This is a genomic window from Streptomyces sp. NPDC050287, from assembly GCF_044459385.1.
GTDB lineage: Bacteria > Actinomycetota > Actinomycetes > Streptomycetales > Streptomycetaceae > Streptomyces.
The window spans coordinates 1-18,777 of the sequence record NZ_JBITIY010000032.1; the positions used below are offsets into that span (position 1 = coordinate 1).

Annotated in this window: 13 protein-coding genes; 8 read left to right on the plus strand and 5 right to left on the minus strand. The window is 72.3% G+C overall.

Annotated features, from left to right (window positions below):
* Positions 1-186: hypothetical protein (locus ACIBK3_RS45990; protein ID WP_399374588.1), on the plus strand; the 186-nt coding region annotated here is incomplete at its 5' end.
* A 347-nt stretch (positions 187-533) separates the two neighbouring features.
* On the opposite strand, the gene ACIBK3_RS45995 is transcribed toward ACIBK3_RS45990, so the two are convergent.
* The gene (locus tag ACIBK3_RS45995; protein ID WP_399374590.1) at positions 534-1,085 is read right to left on the minus strand and encodes a MarR family winged helix-turn-helix transcriptional regulator; all 552 of its coding nucleotides are present in this window, start codon (positions 1,083-1,085) and stop codon (positions 534-536) included.
* A 155-nt stretch (positions 1,086-1,240) separates the two neighbouring features.
* On the opposite strand from ACIBK3_RS45995, the gene ACIBK3_RS46000 reads away from it, so the two are divergent.
* Positions 1,241-2,518, plus strand: a complete 1,278-nt coding sequence (locus tag ACIBK3_RS46000) for an MFS transporter (protein ID WP_399374591.1) — start codon at positions 1,241-1,243, stop codon at positions 2,516-2,518.
* A 34-nt stretch (positions 2,519-2,552) separates the two neighbouring features.
* Here the strand turns inward: ACIBK3_RS46000 and ACIBK3_RS46005 are convergent, their stop codons facing one another.
* The gene (locus ACIBK3_RS46005; RefSeq protein WP_399374593.1) at positions 2,553-4,214 is read right to left on the minus strand and encodes a SpoIIE family protein phosphatase; all 1,662 of its coding nucleotides are present in this window, start codon (positions 4,212-4,214) and stop codon (positions 2,553-2,555) included.
* 220 nt (positions 4,215-4,434) lie between these two features.
* A complete protein-coding gene (locus ACIBK3_RS46010; protein WP_399374610.1) occupies positions 4,435-5,814 on the minus strand; it encodes an NAD(P)/FAD-dependent oxidoreductase in 1,380 nt (459 codons plus the stop codon).
* Between the two features lie 376 nt (positions 5,815-6,190).
* Between ACIBK3_RS46010 and ACIBK3_RS46015 the strand changes: the two genes are divergently transcribed.
* A complete protein-coding gene (locus tag ACIBK3_RS46015; protein WP_399374594.1) occupies positions 6,191-6,982 on the plus strand; it encodes a TetR/AcrR family transcriptional regulator in 792 nt (263 codons plus the stop codon).
* A 696-nt stretch (positions 6,983-7,678) separates the two neighbouring features.
* Positions 7,679-9,721, plus strand: coding sequence for a sigma-70 family RNA polymerase sigma factor (locus ACIBK3_RS46020; RefSeq protein ID WP_399374595.1), 2,043 nt, complete (start codon positions 7,679-7,681; stop codon positions 9,719-9,721).
* A gap of 30 nt (positions 9,722-9,751) precedes the next feature.
* Here the strand turns inward: ACIBK3_RS46020 and ACIBK3_RS46025 are convergent, their stop codons facing one another.
* A complete protein-coding gene (locus tag ACIBK3_RS46025; protein ID WP_399374596.1) occupies positions 9,752-11,860 on the minus strand; it encodes an asparagine synthase-related protein in 2,109 nt (702 codons plus the stop codon).
* 737 nt (positions 11,861-12,597) lie between these two features.
* Between ACIBK3_RS46025 and ACIBK3_RS46030 the strand changes: the two genes are divergently transcribed.
* The 4 genes from ACIBK3_RS46030 to ACIBK3_RS46045 all read left to right on the plus strand — a co-directional run bounded on the left by ACIBK3_RS46030 (position 12,598) and on the right by ACIBK3_RS46045 (position 17,797).
* A complete protein-coding gene (locus ACIBK3_RS46030; RefSeq protein WP_030948372.1) occupies positions 12,598-14,022 on the plus strand; it encodes a hypothetical protein in 1,425 nt (474 codons plus the stop codon).
* Between the two features lie 91 nt (positions 14,023-14,113).
* On the plus strand, positions 14,114-15,349 hold the full coding sequence (lhgO, locus tag ACIBK3_RS46035; protein ID WP_399374597.1) for an L-2-hydroxyglutarate oxidase: 1,236 nt from the start codon (positions 14,114-14,116) through the stop codon (positions 15,347-15,349).
* A 99-nt stretch (positions 15,350-15,448) separates the two neighbouring features.
* Positions 15,449-16,324 carry a tRNA (guanosine(46)-N7)-methyltransferase TrmB gene (gene trmB / locus ACIBK3_RS46040; RefSeq protein WP_399374598.1) on the plus strand — a complete coding sequence of 292 codons (876 nt, stop codon included), beginning with the start codon at positions 15,449-15,451 and terminating at the stop codon, positions 16,322-16,324.
* 51 nt (positions 16,325-16,375) lie between these two features.
* Entirely contained in the window at positions 16,376-17,797 is a 1,422-nt protein-coding gene (locus ACIBK3_RS46045) for a PrsW family intramembrane metalloprotease (protein WP_399374599.1), read from the plus strand.
* A gap of 18 nt (positions 17,798-17,815) precedes the next feature.
* Here the strand turns inward: ACIBK3_RS46045 and ACIBK3_RS46050 are convergent, their stop codons facing one another.
* Complete coding sequence (locus ACIBK3_RS46050; protein ID WP_399374600.1) at positions 17,816-18,760, minus strand: aldo/keto reductase; 945 nt, start codon at positions 18,758-18,760, stop codon at positions 17,816-17,818.
* Positions 18,761-18,777 lie beyond the last annotated feature (17 nt).

Below are 18,777 nucleotides of genomic sequence, written 5' to 3' on the forward strand. Positions count from 1 at the left end.
TTTGGCACGCTGTTGAGTTCTCAAGGAACGGACGCTTCCTTTGTACTCACCCGAGAGACTCTCTCGCGGCTTTCCTCCGGGCGCTTCCCTTCGGTCTTGCGCTTCCGACTCTATCAGATCGTTTTCCTGATCCGATTCCCTGTCGGCGGGTTGCTTTCCGGCCTCTCGGCCTTCCGGCGGTGTTGACTTTATCAGAACCTCTCGGTGTCCGACTCCCGGTCAACCGGGCTTGTCTTCGCGGCTGTTGGGCCGTTCCGACGTCTCAAACCTTAGCGGATTCTCCCGGCGATCCTCAAATCGAGGTGCCAGACCCGAGCAGGGCCCAAAGGGAATTCGAATTCGGGCATACCGAATTCGACCCCGCTGGGAGATCGTGCTGGTGGTTTGAGGTGCCGCTCGTGCGGCGGAGGTGCTGCCGAAGAACCGTTACGGCTCCGTGGCAACCCGAAGAACTTTACGGATCGGGCAGGGGGCTGTCAAGTGCCTCGTGTCAAGATCTTTTAGTCCGTCCGGTGAGGCGACATCGGTCCGGGTCAGTCCAGGTCGGTCAGTCGGCCGCCGGCGTCCGGCTGGGCGTGCTCGACCCTGCGGAGCAGGCGGGTGAGGACCTCGTCGAGGGCCGTGCGCTCGTCCTGGGTGAGGTCCTGGAGCAGATCCTCCTCGAAGACGGTCGCCAGGCGCATCGCCTCCAGCCACTTCTCCCGGCCCTCCGCGGTCAGCTCGACGATCACGCGGACGCGGTTGGACTCGTCCCGCTCTCGGGTGACCAGGCCCTCGGTGACCATGCGGTCGATCCGGTGAGTCATCGCGGCCGGCGTCAGGCCGAGCCGCTTCGCGAGGTCGCTGGGGCCCAGACGGTAGGGGGCACCCGAGAGGACGAGTGCCTTGAGGACCTCCCACTCCGCGTTGCTGATGCCGAGGGCGGAGGTCTGGCGGCCGTAAGCGACGTTCATGCGGCGGTTGAGCCGGGAGATCGCCGAGACGATCTTCTCGACCTGGGGATCGAGGTCCTGGAACTCGCGCTGATAGGCGGCGATCTGCTCTTCGAGAGTCGGTTCGCCGAGAGCGCCGGGGGTGTCACCCATGGGCGCGAGTATCGCACGGGCTTGCTTGGCGTTGAAGTCCTTAGAGATGTATTGTTCAACTTCTAACTTTAGCTTCGAAGTCTTCAGTGCTAAGAACGCGAGGACTGACCTACTACCTGAGAGAGGTGAACGTGACCAGGGCGAGGGGCGCAGCGATGCGCCGGATCCACGTGGGCAACGCACTCAGCGCGTTCGGGCTCGGCTTCACCGTCCCCTACCTGTACGTCTATGTGGCGCAGGTGCGGGAACTGGGAGCCGTGACGGCGGGGCTCGTCCTCGCCGTCTTCGCTGTGGCAGCGCTGATCGCGCTGCCGTTCGCCGGCCGGGCGATCGTGCGGCGCGGCCCGTTGCCGGTGTTGCTCGCCACCCTGGTCACCGCCGCGCTGGGGGCACTGGGTCTGGGGCTGGCGAGTACGGCGACGACCGTCCTGTCGGCGGCGGCCGCGCTCGGTGCCGGTCAGGCCGTGATGCAGCCGGCACTGGCGACGATGATCGTGGACTGCTCGACGGCCGACACCCGCTCGCGTGCCTTCGCGACGCAGTTCTTCCTGCAGAACCTGGGGCTCGGCGTCGGTGGTCTCATCGGCGGTCATCTGGTCGACCCGACGAGCGCCTCCTCCTTCACCGTGTTGTTCGCGATCGAGGCGGCGATGTTCCTGCTGCTGGTGGTCGTGATGTCGACGGTGCGGACGCCGCACTCGCCTCGCATCCAGGACGCGCCGGGGCGGTCGGGGCCGCAGGCGGGCAAGGTCAGCCGGCGGCAGTTGCTGGACAACCGCGCGATGGTGCAGCTGTCGGTGCTGGGCTTCGTGCTGTTCTTCGCCTGCTACGGGCAGTTCGAGTCCGGGCTGAGTGCGTACGGGGTCGAGGCCGCCGGGATCTCGACGTCCGCGTTGGGGACGGCGCTGGCGGCCAACACCGCGATGATCGTGGTCGCCCAGTTCGCCGTGCTGAAGTTCGTGGAGCGGCGCAGGCGGTCCCGGGTGATCGCGGCCGTGGGGCTGATCTGGGCCGTGGCGTGGGTCGTGGCGGGGTTCGCCGGGCTCGGACACGGCAGTCCGGAGATGGCGACGGCCGCGTTCGTGTCGACGTATGCGCTGTTCGGGCTCGGTGAGGCGATGCTGTCGCCGACGGTGGCTCCGCTGGTGGCCGATCTCGCGCCCGAGGGAATGGCCGGGCAGTACAACTCGGCGTTCGCCCTGGTGAAGCAGTTGGCCCTGGCGATCGGTCCCGCGGTGGGCGGGCCCATGGGGGCTTCGTTGCCCGCGCCGTACATCGTGACGTTTCTGCTGTTCTCGTTGGGGATCACGTATCTGGCGGTGCGGTTGGGGCGGCAGCTGACGGCCGTGCAGGATCAGCCGTGGCGGGCGAGGAGCCGGGTGGTGGCCCAGGGCGGTCCGGCCACGGCCGGGCAGACCCAGGCGCACGCCTGAGATACCTGGAGGCCTGGCGTTCGCTGGGCCTTCCTCACTTCGTAGCGGTCGGCAGCGCGAACTCGCACCACACCGCCTTGCCGCCACCCGGTGTTCTCCGGGAGCCCCAGTTGGAGGCGATCGTGGCGACGATGGCGATGCCGCGGCCGGACTCGTCGCCGGGTTCGGCCCGGCGTCGGCGCGGGAGGTGGTCGTCGCCGTCCGTGACCTCGACGATGAGGCGGCGGTCGGTGCGGCGCAGACGGAGGCGCATCGGTGGGGTGCCGTGTTGCAGGGAGTTGGCGACCAGCTCGCTGACCGCGAGGACACCCAGGTCGTGCAGTTCCACCGGAAAGCGCCAACTGGTCAGCACGCCGGAGGCGAAGGCCCGCGCGCGTGGTGCCGCTTCCACCCCGCCGAGGAGTTCGAGCGCCGCGTTGCGGAAGAGTTCGCTGTCGGGTCCGGTGCGGGCGGGGTGCTGCAGGACCAGGACCGCCACGTCGTCGTCGTGCTCGGCCGTCACTCCGGAGGCGCGGACCAGGCGGTCGCAGACGACCTGAGGGGTGCCGGTCGCTCCGGACAGGGCGCGCTCCAGGGAAGCGATGCCTTCGTCCAGGTCCTCGTTGCGGCGTTCCACCAGGCCGTCCGTGTACAGCACCGCCGTGGAGCCGGGGCTGAGCGGGATGGAGCCGGAGGAGTGCATCCAGCCGCCGGTTCCCAGGGGCGGGCCGGTCGGTTCGTCGGCGCGCTGCACCGCCCCGCTCTCGTCGCGGACCAGGATGGGCAGGTGGCCGGCCGAGGCGTAGACCAGGCTGCCCTCGTTCGGGTCGTGGATGGCGTACACGCAGGTGGCGATCTGGTTGGCGTCGATCTCCGTGGCGAGGCCGTCCAGGAGCTGGAGGACTTCGTGCGGGGGGAGGTCGAGGCGGGCGTAGGCCCTGACGGCCGTACGGAGTTGGCCCATGACGGCGGCGGCGCGGACGCCGCGGCCCATCACGTCGCCGATGACCAGGGCGGTGCGGCCGCCGCCGAGGGTGATCACGTCGTACCAGTCGCCGCCGACGGCGGCCTCCGTGCCGCCGGGCTGGTAGGTCGCGGCGATGCGGAGGTCGTCCGGTTGTTCGAGTTCCTGTGGGAGCAGGGAGCGCTGCAGGGTGACGGCGGTTTCGCGCTGGCTGCGTTCGCTGGCTCTGAGGCGTTCGGCGGCCTCGGCGTGGTCGGTGACGTCGGTCGCGAACACGAGAACAGCACCGACGGCGCCGTCGCCCTCGGTCACCGGTGTGCAGGTGAAGGTGTACGAGCGGCCGTCGGGGGCCTTGCGGGACTTGACCGTGCGGGGCTTGCCGCTGCGCAGGACCTGGTCGAGGAGGGGGAGCAGGCCGATCTCGTGGAGTTCCGGGAGGGCCTCGCGGGCGGGGGCGCCGGTCGGGCGGGGGCCGAAGGCCGTCACGTAGGCGTCGTTGACGTAGGCGAGGCGGTGGTCGGGGCCGTGGACGTGGGCGACGAGGGCGGGGACGCGGTCGAGGACCTCGCGCACCGGCAGTTCGTCGACGGCCGGGAGGGGCGGTGCGGCGTCGGTGAGTTGTTCGACGCGGGCAGCGGGTACGGAGGAGGCCGCGGTTTCCTCCCGCCGGTCCGGGGTGAGCTGGTGGTCGGTCCGCGCTGCGGCGCGGCGCTGCGTTCCGGGGAGCCGGGCGCTCCAGCGCGTGAAGTTCACGAATCCTTGCCTCGTGTCGTCGTCTGCGGCGTCTTCGGCCGGCTCCGGACCCGGTCGGGGTCCAAGGGGTGCCACCCCGGGAGTGCAGCACTAGGGGGAAGCCTGGTGGGTTCGTAGGGCGGCGTCGGTCCGCCCCAGGTCGGGGACCAGTCTGGCAGGGCGGCCGACCGGGTCGGCATCGGTCAGACGCCTACCCCGTGGCCGGAGTTCCTCGATCCGGTCAGGACGACCCGTTCGGGTCGTTCGAAGGGTCATGAGGAGGCTTTCCACCGGCCGCGAGTTCGAACTCCGCACGGGGATGTTCGAGCGATCCGAGGGAGACGATCTCCCTCTTGAAGAATCCTGACAGCGTCCATTCGGCCAGGACACGGGCCTTGCGGTTGAAGGTGGGCACCCTGCTGAGGTGGTAGACGCGGTGCATGAACCAGGCAGGGTAGCCCTTCAGCCTGCGTCCATAGACGTACGCGACACCTTTGTGCAGTCCCAGGGAGGCCACCGAGCCGGCGTACTTGTGGGCGTACGTCTCCAGGGGCTCGCCGCGCAGCAAGTGCGCGATGTTGTCACCGAGGACCCTGGCCTGGCGGACGGCGTGCTGGGCATTGGGGGCGCACTCCCTGCCGGGTTCCCCGGCGGTGACGTCGGGGACGGCGGCGGCGTCTCCGGCGGCCCACGCGTGCGTGGTGCCCTCGATGGTCAGCTCGGGGGTGCAGACCAGCCGTCCGCGTTCGTTGAGCGGCAGATCGCTGGCGGCGAGGACCGGGTGCGGTCTCACCCCGGCCGTCCACACGACCGTACGAGTGGGGAAGCGGGCGCCGTCGCTGAGGACGGCGACCCGGTCCGCGCAGGATTCCAGGCGGGTGCCCAGGCGTACGTCGATGTTGCGGCGGCGCAGTTCGGTGACCGTGTAGCGGCCCATCTCCTCGCCGACCTCGGGCAGGATGCGGTCCGAGGCCTCGACGAGGATCCACTTCATGTCCTCGGGCCGGATGTTGTGGTAGTACCGCGCGGTGTAGCGGGCCATGTCCTCCAGCTCGGCGAGCGCCTCGACGCCGGCGTAGCCGCCGCCCACGAAGACGAAGGTGAGGGCGGCGTCGCGGACGGCGGGGTCGCGCGTGGAGGAGGCGATGTCCATCTGCTCGATGACGTGGTTGCGCAGGCCGATGGCCTCCTCGACGGTCTTGAAACCGATGCCGTGCTCGGCGAGGCCGGGGACCGGCAGGGTGCGCGAGACCGAGCCGGGCGCGAGGACGAGATCGTCGTACGACAGCTGCTGTGCGCCCGTGCCCTCCTCCTCGGTGGCGAGGGTGGTGAGGGCGGCGGTGCGTTTGCCGTGGTCGATGGAGGTGGCCTCACCGATGACGATGCGGCAGCGGTCGAGGACGCGGCGCAGCGGTACGACGACGTGGCGCGGGGAGATGGAACCGGCGGCGGCTTCCGGAAGGAATGGCTGATAAGTCATGTACGGGTCGGGACTGACGACCGTGATCTCGACCTCGCCCCGCTGGAGTTCCCGTTTCAGGTTCCGCTGGAGGCGCAGGGCCGTGTACATCCCGACGTAGCCGCCGCCGACAACGAGAATGCGCGCACGTTCCTTCACCATCCCATGACGCACCCGGCGCTTGCGTTTGTCCACAGCCCCGACAATTTGTATGACCGTGAGTCGACGGCGCGCCGGGTTGGCTGAATCGCGGACGTGTGGGGAAAACTCCCAGGTCAGCGGGTATGGGTCGGGCAGTTGTCAGGGGAGTAATCGGGACGTATCCCACCCCTGCTCTGTTCGGGGGGCGCTCCGTGCGGAACGAGACCCTTCTGAATTGACCCCCTCTCAACTATGTTCGTGTGTCGACGGGGTGTAGGGGGATGCGCCTTCGGATCCGCGACGGGTGGGTCCGGGAAGCGGGCCTGTTCCGTTCGCTCCGGCTTTCAAATGGCGGGGAGAGTCTCCGGGGGGAGACGTCATTACCGGGGGAACACTTATGCATGTTCAGGATTCTCGTTGGTCGTCCGCGTCCGCCATCGCACCCGGTGGCGGGGCGATGGGCGGCGCGCTCGGCTCAGCGATGGGCTCGACGATGAGCGCGGCGGCGGGCAACGGACGCGACGGTTCGCGGACGACGCCGCTGCGCGTGGACGCACAGCGCAACCTGGAGCACGTACTGCGTGCGGCCCGCGAGGTCTTCGGCGAGCTGGGGTACGGCGCGCCGATGGAGGACGTGGCGCGGCGCGCGCGGGTCGGCGTCGGCACGGTGTACCGGCGTTTCCCGAGCAAGGACGTCCTGGTGCGGCGGATAGCCGAGGAGGAGACCTCCCGGCTGACCGACCAGGCACGGGCGGCTCTCGGCCAGGAGGACGAACCGTGGTCGGCGCTCTCGCGCTTCCTGCGGACGTCGGTGGCCTCGGGCGCCGGGCGGCTGCTGCCGCCGCAGGTGCTGCGGGTCGGGGTGGCGGACGAGGACAACGGGTTCGACGCGGCACGGGTACCTCAGCAGCGGACGCAGCCGGGTACCGGGGAGCTGCGGCTGGTCGCGGAGGCGCCGTCGCTGTCCGTGGACGACGACGCGGGCGCGGCGGCACTGCTCGATGTCGTGGGCCAGCTCGTGGAACGAGCACGCGCGGCCGGCGAGCTGCGGTCCGACGTGTCGGTGGCGGACGTCCTGCTGGTGATAGCGACGGCGGCCCCCTCTCTTCCGGACGCGGCCCAGCAGGCGGCGGCGGCGTCGCGGTTGCTGGACATCCTGCTGGAGGGCCTGCGGTCACGGCCGGCGTGAAGGTCCCTGAGGGTCGGGGGTCGCCCGCTGGCGTGAAACGCGGGGTCGCGACTGGCGTGAAGGGCGGGGGGCGCCGCTGGCGTGGAGGGCGGGGGGCGCCGCTGGCGTGGAGGGCGGAGGTCGCGACCGGTGTCAGGGGGGGACGGCGGTCCGGGGGCAGCGGCCTGTCGGGCGCTCGCCGAGGGTGCGGCAGCCGGGAGGCGGCGGCGCTCGAGGTGAGCGCCCGGACAGCAGCCTTCGTACGGGCGCCCGGGAAGCGACAGCGTTTCAGGCTGGTGCCCGGGAACGGCGGTCTTTGGGGCGGTGGGCGCCCGGGAGACGCCGGCCGGAGGCCGGCGTGGGCCTCTGAGGCAGGTGCCTGGCGCGGGCGGTTTGTGGGGCGGTGCCTGTTGTCGGGCGTCGGCCTTTGGCTCTCTCGGGGGTGACCCGAATAGGTGACGAGGGAGTGGGGGCGTGACGCCGCTTTGGCGCCGGGTGCGCTCCCGGGGCGTTCCGGGCTTTTCGGGCGAAGGCGTCAACTCCCACCTGCGTAACGCCGGTTCAGTCTTCCCCGTACGGGTGAGAGCCGGCACCCCGTCGCGGGAAGTCCCCACGGACGAGTGGCAGGGCTTCACCGCGGGGTCCTGAACAAAAGCCAATATGGCACTCTGACCCGGTGTTCGGGACTGGTAGGGCTGGCGGCGGGGGCTTTCCGCGATGAGCTTTGACGGGCGGGACGGGTCACTCGGTGACGACGACGCGGAGACCGGCGACGCGGCCTTCCCGCACGTGCCGAGCCAGGGAGGACGAGCCGGCGGTGTCCCGTACGAGCCGGTGGAAGCCGGCACCCCGCTGGAAGCCGGCAACCCGCCGGAAGCCAGAATCCCACTGGAGGCCGGAATCCCGCCGGAAGCCGGAATCCCGCTGGAGGCCGGCATCCCGGCGCAGGGCGGTGAGCCCGTCGACCCCGTCGAGGGCGGCGTGCCCGCCCAGCGCGACCGGCGCGTGCACGGCGGCGTCCTGCCGCCGCCCAGGGTGCTGCCGCCGTCCGACGCCGACCTGATCGAGCGGATGCGCGCGGGCGACGACACCGCCTACGAGGAGCTCTACCGGCGGCACGCGAGAGCGGTGCGCCGGTACGCCCGTACCTGCTGCCGAGACGGCCACACCGCGGACGACCTCACCGCCGAGGTCTTCGCCCGCATGCTCCAGGCGGTGCGCGGCGGCTCCGGCCCCGAGCAGGCCGTACGCGCGTATCTGCTCACCACCGTCCGACGGGTGGCCGCGAGCTGGACGAAGTCCCCGCGGCGCGAGCAACTGGTCGACGACTTCGCGGCGTTCGCCGCTCAGTCCGCGCGCCTGGACCAGGTCTCCGACGACGGCACCCTCGACCTCGGCGCCGACGTACGGGCGATGCACGAGGCCGAGCGGTCGACGGCCATGCGGGCCTTCCGCTCGCTGCCCGAGCGCTGGCAGGCCGTGCTGTGGCACACCGAGGTCGAGGACGAGTCGCCCAGCGAGGTCGCCACGCTCTTCGGGCTGGACGCCAACGGCACCCGGGTGCTCGCCGGCCGCGCCCGCGAGGGCCTCAGGCAGGCCTACCTGCAGGCCCACGTCAGCGCCACCCTCGCCGGCGACGAGGAGTGCGCCCGCTACGCCGACCGGCTCGGCGCCTACGCACGCGGCGGCCTGCGCACGCGCGCCGAGCGAGAGGTGCGCAAGCACCTGGAGGAGTGCCTCAAGTGCCGGCTCGCCGCGGGCCAGATCAAGGAAGTCGCCGGCGGCCTCCCCGCCGTCGTGCCGGTCGCCGTCATCGGCTGGTTCGGCGCCGCCGGGTACGCCAAGGCGGTCGGGCTCATCGCCGGCGGTGCAGGTGCGGGCGCGGTCGGCGCGGCGGGGGCGGCCGCGGCAGCCGGCGGCGGCTCTTCCGGCGGGGCGGGCGGCGCGGCGGCCTCCGCAGGACTGGGCGCGCCCGCGAAGGCCGGTATCGCGGCCGGTGTGGTGGCCGTGGCGGCCGCCGCGGTGGCGCTCGCGCTGACGGGCGGCGACAGACCGGCCCGAGGGCCGGACTCCAAGCCGCCCGCGTCCGCGCGGGCCGTCGAGCCGGCCGACACCACGCCCACGCCCCCGAAGAAGCAGCCCGAGCCCAACCCCCCGGTGCTCGTGGCGGCGTCCACCCCGAAGCACGCACCCACGCCCACACCGACCTCCACTTCCCATCCGAAGCCGACCCCGACCCCGGCCCCGACGCCCCGGACGACCCCGGCGACCCCGAAGCCGCCCCCGGCACCCACCCCCGCACCGCCCCCGCCGCCGCCTCCCCCGCCGGCCGTCTACCAGTGGAGCGAGCTGTCGTACGACGTCACCGGCGACGGCACCGGGCCCGAGATGCGGAGCGGCGAGAGCAGCTGGGTGTGGCGGCGCTACGGCATGTCGATCGCGGACCGGCGGTACGCGCATGGAGTGACCGTGCGCGGACGCTCCTCCGTCACCGTCGACCTCAACCGCGAGTGCACCGGCTACGACGCCCTGGTCGGCGTCGACGACATGGTCACGGGGCTCGGCACGGTCTCCTTCTCCGTCTACGCCGACGGAATCCGGCTGTGGAGCTCGGGGCTGGTCAGGGGCGGGGAGACGGCGGTGCCGGTCCACGTGAACCTGGCCGGGCGCGGGACCGTACGCCTGGTGGTGGAGCCGTACCGACACGTCGACGGCCTGGCGCCGGCTGACTGGGCGGAGTCGAAGTTCACCTGCTCATGAAGGCCGGACCGGCCGGGTTCCGCCTGGGGGTTACGCGAGCGCCGCGCCGCCGCCCGAGGCGCCGGCCCCTAGGGCGCCCCGCTGCCGGGTGATCCCCGCCGGGACGGCACGCGTGCGTGCGGGGGTTCCCGTCCAGCAGGTGCCCCGGCGGGCGATCAGCCGGCCGAGCCACAGCTCAAGGGAGACCAGGTCCGCCAGGCCGTCCAGGGGCAACGGCTCGCCCTCGGCCGCCGCGCGCAGCGCCTTGCGCACCACACGGGCCTCCACCAGGCCGGCCTGTGCCAGCAGGGGCGTGCCGAAGAGGGCCATCAGGGAGTCCGCGGCCACGCGCAGGCCGGTGCGGGCGGCGGCGGCCGACGGGGCGTGGGAGGGGGCGCCCCAGCCGGGCGGGAGGTCGGCGACGCCGGCGCCCTCCAGGACGGTACGCAGGATGGCCGCCCGGGCGCCGGGCTGGACCCGCAGTGCCTCCGGAAGGGCGCGGCAGGCGCGGACGACCTGGTTGTCGAGGAACGGGGCGTGCAGGCGCTGGAAGCGGACCTCGGCCGCCTGCTCCAGGATCCGCAGGTCAGCCGCGCTGCGGGCGAGTGACGCCCGCGCGCGGAAGTCGCCCGGTCGCTGCCCGGGGCCGACTCCTGAGCGTTGGGTGGCCCCTTGCAGGCGAACCGATACTTCAGCCAGTGCCTCACCCGTCAGCCAGCGCGCCGCGGGGCCCGGTCTGGCCCAGGTGAGCGCGGCCAGGGACGCCCCCACGGCACCTCCGGGTTCGTCGAAGCGGCGGCGCATGAGGCGGTCGGCGAGGCCCTCCAGGCCGGAGCGGTAGGGCGTACGGGCGAGGCGGCGGGCCGCGCCGTACACGCGCGCGGGGACCAGGACCGAGCCGTCCGCCTTCGCGAGGGCGGCGACCGGACGGACCAGATGGCGGCGTTTGCGGTCCATCAGCAGGTCGGCGAGGCGGGCCGGGTGGGCGTCCAGGACCTGGCGGGCGCCGTAGCCGGTGAAGTGGTCCGCGCTGCCGGCCGCGAGCCGGGCGCGGTGCCGGGCGGCCGTCACCAGGCTCGCGGCGGGTTCGTCGGTGAGCGGGCCGTCCAGTTCGGCGTACGGCAGGGTCTCCTCGCCGCCGGTCACCACCACGTGGTGCAGCCGCGGGTTGGCCGCGAGGGTGCCCGCCCGCTCCAGCTCGGCCTCCCGGCCGCCGACGGCCAGGTCGTTGAAGGTGACCGCCAGCAGCCGCTCCCCGGCGCCCGTGCCGTGTCCCAGCACGGTGCCCGGCATGCCGGGCAGGCCGGCGGCGAGCAGCGCGAGGGTGCCCGAGGCCGGGCCGCCTGAGAGGTCGGCGCCGATGCCGGGGACGGGCATCCCGCGCGCGGCACGCCGTTCCGCGGGCCCCATGCCGGGCACCGGGCCGGGGTCGATGTCGGCGCCGGGAACGTGCCGGGGAGCCGACAGCCGGGCGCGCACCGCCTCCACCAGCGCGTCCCGTACGGCGTCGACCGCGCTGTCCGGGTCGGCGGAGGGGGCCGCCACGGCGAGGGAGGCGACCTGCTCGTATCCGGCGATCTCGCGCGCCCCGGTGCGCAGGATCAGCGCGTGCCCCGGCGGAATGCGCCGTACGCCGTCGTACGGGGTGGAGTCGTGCAGGGCGGCCGGTACGTCGGGGGCGGCGAGGAGCGCGGCGAGGTGGCCGTAGTCGAGGTTGGCCTCGATGAGGTCGGCGAGGGGCAGCGCGGCCGTGGCGTACGCGGTGCCGCCGGCCCAGGGGGTGTAGAACACCGGGCGGGCGCCGGCGAGATCACCGCAGACGGTGATGCGGCGGCCCACCTGGACGACGGCGGTGTAGCTGCCCGGCCAGGCCGTCAGGTGCCGAAGCGCCCCGCCGCGCGCGGCGAACAGCCCGACCCGCAGCTGTTCGTCGGTCGCTCCGCAGATGCCGAGGACGGCGATCCGGGTGCGCTCGTCGGCCTTGACCACCCGTACCTCGTCCGGGCGCCAGTCGCCGACCGCCCACAGCGGATCGGGGTCGCCCCACAGCAGATGGGAGCCCACCGGGTGCAGGGTCTCGCCGTCGTGCCCGACCGCGCCGGCGGAGCCGATCTCGGCGGCCACCGTGGCGGTGCTGCTCCATCCCACCAACCACCGCATCGCCGCCTCCACAGGCTGTGGACAACCAGTGCACCGTACGAACTCGGCACCATGCTGCCATGAAGGAGGCGCAGCGGAGAGGCGGTGGCGCCCCTTGCGCTCCGGTGAACGCGCCCCGGCGGATACTGCCGCCCGGGACGCGACCCTCGAACGCACCACGCCCAACGGCCGCGCGCGGCAAGGAGACCGGGGCGGGGACGAGGAGTGGCGACACGGTGACCGCGACGCGAATGCGCCCCCGAAACGCTCCCCAAAAACTCCCAACGCGCCCTCAACTGCCGTGGTAGGAGGGCTGTTGACCCAGGGAGGCGGGGATCGATTTTCAGCCAAATCGGCGCCATTGGAACGGTCTTGGCCACGCTCCGTACATGCTTCCGCCACCGCCCGGCGGATGCGCAGCCCGGGAGACGGTGTTCGCCCCCCGGGCCGTTCCGCCGCCCGCGGGGATGTAGGCGGCGGTGTCCCCCAGCCCACTGGATCCAGTACAGCGGGCCGACCCACGCACGGCCATGGAAGCGCTCCCCCGATGGCCGGAGAAGAGCGCACGGACGGGCGCACGGCCACACAGCGGGAGCACGCGGCGACACTCCGTCGCTGAACCGCACTTGAGTACGGACCACAATCCCGCCATCCGGAACAATGCCTCTTAACGCATGGGATGCGGCGAACTACGCTGGGTTTACGAATGCCGCATGGTTATGCCACCGCGGCAGCCGTCTGTGTCGAGGGGTGGCGCAATGTCCAGGGAGCAACGCGGGCCGAACGAAAAACTCGGCGCCGTTCTCGCCCTCGCGGGAATCAGCAACGCAGGGCTCGCGCGACGCGTCAACGACCTTGGCGCTCAACGCGGGCTGACTCTTCGCTACGACAAGACGTCGGTTGCGCGCTGGGTGTCCAAGGGCATGGTGCCGCAGGGCGCCGCGCCGCACCTCATCGCCGCCGCGATAGGGCAGAAGCTCGGCCGCCCGGTGCCGCTCCACGAGATCGGCCTGGCGGACGCGGATCCCGCGCCCGAAGTGGGCCTCGCCTTCCCCCGGGACGTCGGCCAGGCGGTGCGGTCGGCGACGGAGCTGTACCGTCTCGACCTCGCCGGCCGCCGGGCCGGTTCCGGCGGCATCTGGCAGTCGCTGGCCGGATCGTTCGCAGTGAGCGCGTACGCCACGCCCGCCTCACGGTGGCTGATAACCCCGGCCGACAGCTCGGTCGCGCGCGAGGTGAACCCCGCCGAGGGCTCCGGCGCACCGCTCAAAGTCGGCCACAGCGATGTGCAGAAACTGCGGGAGGCCGCCGAGGACGCCAGGCGCTGGGACTCCAAGTACGGGGGCGGCGACTGGCGTTCGTCGATGGTGCCGGAGTGTCTGCGGGTGGAGGCGGCCCCGCTGCTGCTCGGCTCGTACTCCGACGAGGTCGGCAGGGCGCTGTTCGGCGCGTCCGCCGAACTCACCCGCCTCGCCGGGTGGATGGCCTTCGACACAGGCCAGCAGGAGGCCGCGCAGCGCTACTACATCCAGGCGCTGCGCCTCGCGCGCGCGGCGGCGGACGTCCCTCTCGGGGGTTACGTCCTGGCCTCCATGTCCCTCCAGGCGACCTATCGCGGCTTCGGCGACGAGGGCGTCGACCTCGCCCAGGCCGCGCTGGAACGCAACCGGGGCCTCGCCACCGCCCGCACGATGAGCTTCTTCCGGCTCGTCGAGGCACGCGCCCACGCGCGCGCCGGTGACGCCCAGGCGGCCGGCGCGGCCCTGAAGGCTGCGGAGGGCTGGCTGGAGCGGTCCCGCGAGGGCGACAACGACCCGTCCTGGCTCGGCTTCTACTCGTACGACCGCTTCGCCGCGGACGCCGCCGAGTGCTACCGCGACCTGAAGGCACCGCGTCAGGTGCGCCGGTTCACGGAGCAGGCGCTGTCGCAGCCGACGGAGGAGTTCGTGCGCTCGCACGGGCTGCGGCTGGTCGTGTCGGCGGTCGCGGAGCTGGAGTCGGGCAATCTCGACGCGGCGTGCGAGCAGGGGGTGCGGGCGGTGGAGGTCGCGGGGCGCATCTCGTCGGCACGTACCACCGAGTACGTGAAGGATCTCCTCCACCGTCTGGAGCCGTACGGGGACGAGCCCCGGGTGGTGGAGTTGCGGGAGCGGGCGCGGCCCTTGCTCATGGCCCCGGCGTAGGAGGGGGTACCTTCGCGTTTGCGATGCCACACCCCGTGCCCCTTTTTTGGTGCTGCAGTCCTCTGCGTTTGAAGGCATTGTCAGTGGCGCAGTGCACTATCGGAAGCAGGAGGTGGTGCAGGTGCGGGTCGCGTACGACTGTGACGTGCTGGTGGTCGGCGGGGGGATCGTCGGGCTGTCGACGGCGTATGCGATCACGCGGGCCGTGCCGGGCACGCGGGTGACGGTGCTGGAGAAGGAGACCGGACCCGCCCGGCACCAGACCGGACACAACAGCGGGGTGATCCACAGCGGGATCTACTACCGGCCCGGCTCCCTCAAGGCGCGGTACGCCGTCGGGGGTGCCGCCGAGATGATCAAGTTCTGCGCGGAGTACGACATCCCGCATGCCGTCACCGGCAAACTGATCGTCGCCACCGAGCGGCCCGAGCTGCCCCGTCTGCACGCCCTCGTCCAGCGCGGCCGGGAGAACGGCATCGCGGTGCGGGAACTGGGCGCGCCCCAGATCGCGGAGTACGAACCGGAGGTCCGCGGACTCGCCGCCATACACGTCGGGACGACCGGGATCTGCGACTTCGTCGCGGTCGCCCGGCAGCTGGCCGAGGCGTCGGGGGCGGAGATCCGGTACGGGGCCCGGGTCGTCCAGGTGGACCGGCGGCCGGAGCTCGGGGTGGCGGTGCGGACGGCGGACGGGGACGTCGTACGGGGGCGGGTGCTGGTGAACTGCTCCGGGCTGTACTGCGACGAGATCGCGCGGATGACCGGTGACGACCCGGAGATGCGGATCGTGCCGTTCCGGGGCGAGTACTACACCCTCACCCGGCCCGAGCTGGTGCGGGGACTGGTGTATCCGGTGCCGGATCCGGCCTTCCCGTTCCTCGGCGTGCATCTCACCCGCGGGATCGACGGGAGCGTCCACGTCGGCCCCAACGCGGTGCCGGCGCTGGCCCGGGAGGGGTACGGCTGGGATGTGGTCCGGCCCCGGGAGCTGGGCGCGACGCTGCGGTGGCCCGGTTCCTGGCGGATAGCGCGGCGCCACTGGCGGTACGGGGCCGGTGAGCTGCGGCGGTCGGTGTCCAAGGGGGCGTTCGTGGGGGCGGTGCGCAGACTGCTGCCCGAGGTCCGCGAGGAGGACCTGGTGCCGGCCCCGTCGGGCGTGCGCGCCCAGGCGGTGCTGAGGGACGGGACGCTGGTGGACGACTTCCTGATCCAGGAGGGGCCCCGAGCGGTCCACGTACTGAACGCCCCCTCACCGGCGGCGACGGCTTCCCTGCCGATCGGCCGGGAGGTGGCACGGAGGGCACTGGCGGTGCTGGGGGCGGGCTGAGCGTTCCTGAGCTGTCGCTTCCGTGCCGCCGACCCCATCGCGGGCCGATCGCACCCGCGGCCGACGCCGGCGACCGGCCCGCCGTAAAATCGTCCTACTGTGTCTGACTCCCTCAACGCCCCCGAAACCCCCCACCCCCCGGATGCCCCCGTCCGCCACCCCCGGGCCAAGGGAACGCCACGCTTCCCGGACGGTCCTCAGGCCGACCCGGCCGGCTCGCACTTCGAGCGGCGGATCCGCAGTTTCCAGCCACGGCGGAGCCGGGTCACGGCAGGGCAGGCGGACGCGCTGCGACGGCTGTGGCCCACCTGGGGCCTCGACATCGACGGGCAGCACGTCATCGACCTCACCGAGCTGTTCGGGAACGACCGTCCGGTGGTGCTGGAGATCGGCTTCGGCATGGGCGAGGCCACCGCGCGGATGGCCGCCGCCGACCCGGACACCGGCATCCTCGCCGTGGACGTGCACACCCCGGGCCAGGGGAACCTGCTCAACCTCGCCGAACGTGAGGGGCTGCACAACATCCGGGTCGGCAACGGGGACGCGATCATCCTGCTGCGCGAGATGCTCACCCCGGACTCCCTCGGCGGGCTGCGCGTCTACTTCCCCGATCCGTGGCCCAAGAAGCGGCATCACAAGCGGCGGCTGATCCAGCCGGAGTTCCTCACCCTCGCCGCGACCCGGCTCAGGCCGGGGGCGCTGGTGCACTGCGCGACGGACTGGGAGCCGTACGCGGAGCAGATGCTGGAGGTGCTGACCGCGCATCCCGCCTTCGAGAACACCCAGGCCGACGGCGGTTTCGCGCCCCGTCCCGAGTTCCGGCCGCTGACCCGTTTCGAGGCCCAGGGACTGGAGAAGGGACATGTCGTGAACGACCTGCTCTTCCGCCGCGTAGAGCACCACGTCGAGAACCATGTCGACAACCACGCAGAGCACCACGTAACGCACCAGGACCAGCCCCCCACCGGCGCCTGAACCCCCCTCGCCCCCTGCGGGCGGCGCCGCTCCCTCGTTAGGGTCAATGCCGTGGCCACCGTTCCCCCCTACCCGACGCACCCCAGCGATCCCGCCGGCGGAGCCCTGCGGCACGCGCACTGGTGGCAGCGGACGTGGGTGCGTTACGGCGCGCTGAGCACCCTGCTCGTCCTCTCCGGACTCGTCATCCTCGCCCTGGTCCGCGAACAGACCGGCACGGAGGGGTTCCTGGTCGGGCTCGGGCTCGCCGTCCTGCCCGTGCCGCTCCTCCTGGCGGCCTTCCGCTGGCTCGACCGGGTCGAGCCGGGGCCCTGGCCGAATCTCCTGTTCGCCTTCGCCTGGGGTGCCTGCGCGGCGGCGCTGATAGCGATCGTCGCCAACAGCTTCGCGACGAGATGGATCGCCACCGCCACCGCGGACCCCTCCGGCGCGGACACCCTCGGCGCGACGGTGATAGCGCCGGTCGTGGAGGAGTCGGCCAAGGCCGCCGCCGTGCTGCTCGTCTTCCTCTTCCGGCGCCGGGACTTCACCGGGATCGTCGACGGGGTGGTGATAGCCGGGGTCACCGCCACCGGGTTCGCCTTCACCGAGAACATCCTCTATCTCGGCACCGCGTTCGGCACCGACCAGCTCACCGGCGACCGGGGGATCGCCTCCGTGACCGCGGCGACCTTCTTCGTGCGCGTCGTCATGTCGCCGTTCGCGCACCCCTTGTTCACCGTCCTCACCGGCATCGGCTTCGGCGTCGCCGCGCTGTCGGCCGACCGCCAGCACCTGCGCCGGGTGCTGCTGCCGCTGTCCGGGCTGCTGCTCGCGATGGGCATGCACGCCATCTGGAACGGCTCCTCGGCCTTCGGCGAGTACGGCTTCTTCGCCGTGTACGCGGCGTTCATGGTGCCCGCGTTCGGCCTGCTGACCTGGCTGGTCATCTGGACCCGGCAGCGCGAGCTGAAGACCGTGCGGGAGGAACTGCCCGCCTACGCCGTGGCGGGATGGCTGACACCGGCCGAGCCGTACGCGCTCGGGTCGATGCGAGCCCGGCGGATGGCCCGCGACCACGCCCGCCGGCACGGCGGCCGCCCAGCGGCACGGGCGGTGGCGCAGTACGAGGCGTACGCGACCTCGCTGGCGTTCCTACGGCACCGGGGACGCCGCGGCCGGGCGGGAGCCGACTTCGTCGTACGGGAAGGCGAACTGCTGCACGAGCTGTGGCGCCGCCGCGACGTGGCCCGCCCCGCCCTGGACCACGCGGCCCGGGCAACGGCGCCACCGGTCGCGGTGACGGCGCCGCCCTGGCCGGTGCGCGGGGCGTACGGCTATCCGACGGCGTCGGCCCATCCGGCCCATCCGAGGATGCCGTATCCGGGATATCCGGCGGCACCGGCCCATCCGGCCTTTCCGAGGACGCCGTATCCGGGGTATCCGGCGTATCCGACGATGCCGGATCCGGCGTACAACCCGTACCGGTCGTAGTCGACGGGGCCGAAAGGCTCAGGCCGACGCGTCCGTCAGGCGGGTGATCTCGGCCTCGGTCAGGGTCAGGTCCGCCACTCCCAGCAGCGCGGGCAGCTGCTCCACCGTCCGTGCGGACGCGATCGGCGCCGCGACCGTCGGCTGGGCCGCGAGCCAGGCGAGGGCGACCGTGGGGATCGGGGCGTCGTGGGACTGGGCGATCTCGTCGAGGGCGGTGAGGACCTTCTGGCCGCGCTCGGTCTGAAGATGCTTGGAAGCGCCCGCGGCCCGCGCGCTGTCGACCGTCGTACCGGGCCGGTACTTGCCGGTGAGGAAGCCGGAGGCGAGTGCGGAGTACGGGACGGCGGAGATGCCGGAACGTTCGGCGAGGTCCAAGAGCTCGCCCTCGTACGTGTCGCGCGAGACCAGGTTGTAGTGGGGCTGCAGGGCCACGTACCGGGCCAGGCCCTGGCGGTCGGAGAAGGCGAGGGACGCCTCCAGCCGCTCGGGGGAGATGTTGGACGCGGCGATGTAGCGGACCTTGCCGGCCCGGACCAGCTCGTCGAGCGCGGTGATGATCTCCTCGACCGGCACCTCGGGCTTGTCGAAGTGCGTGTAGTAGAGGTCGATGTAGTCAGTGCCGAGGCGCCGCAGCGAGGCGTCGGCGGCGGCCTTGATGTTGGCGGCGGACAGGCCCTGGTACTCGGGGTGCTGACTGACCTTGGTGGCGATGACGACGTCGGAGCGGTTGCCGCGGGCCCCCAGCCACTTGCCGATCACGGTCTCGGACTCACCGCCGGAGTTCCCCTCGGCCCACGCGGAGTAGCCGTCGGCGGTGTCGACGAAGTTGCCGCCGGCGGCCGTGTAGGCGTCGAGGACGGCGAAGGACGCCGCCTCGTCGGCGGTCCAGCCGAAGACGTTGCCTCCGAGGGCGAGCGGGAAGACCTCGAGGTCCGAGGAACCGAGCTTGCGAAGAGAAGTCATGCTTCTCTTCAACACCC

Coding starts and splice junctions, on each gene's coding strand:
- ACIBK3_RS46025 (WP_399374596.1), bottom strand. CDS start 11,860: ATGCGGTGGTTGGTGGGATGGAGCAGCACCGCCACGGTGGCCGCCGAG.
- ACIBK3_RS45995 (WP_399374590.1), bottom strand. CDS start 1,085: ATGGGTGACACCCCCGGCGCTCTCGGCGAACCGACTCTCGAAGAGCAG.
- ACIBK3_RS46000 (WP_399374591.1), top strand. CDS start 1,241: ATGCGCCGGATCCACGTGGGCAACGCACTCAGCGCGTTCGGGCTCGGC.
- ACIBK3_RS46020 (WP_399374595.1), top strand. CDS start 7,679: ATGAGCTTTGACGGGCGGGACGGGTCACTCGGTGACGACGACGCGGAG.
- ACIBK3_RS46010 (WP_399374610.1), bottom strand. CDS start 5,814: ATGGTGAAGGAACGTGCGCGCATTCTCGTTGTCGGCGGCGGCTACGTC.
- ACIBK3_RS46015 (WP_399374594.1), top strand. CDS start 6,191: ATGCATGTTCAGGATTCTCGTTGGTCGTCCGCGTCCGCCATCGCACCC.
- ACIBK3_RS46050 (WP_399374600.1), bottom strand. CDS start 18,760: ATGACTTCTCTTCGCAAGCTCGGTTCCTCGGACCTCGAGGTCTTCCCG.
- ACIBK3_RS46030 (WP_030948372.1), top strand. CDS start 12,598: ATGTCCAGGGAGCAACGCGGGCCGAACGAAAAACTCGGCGCCGTTCTC.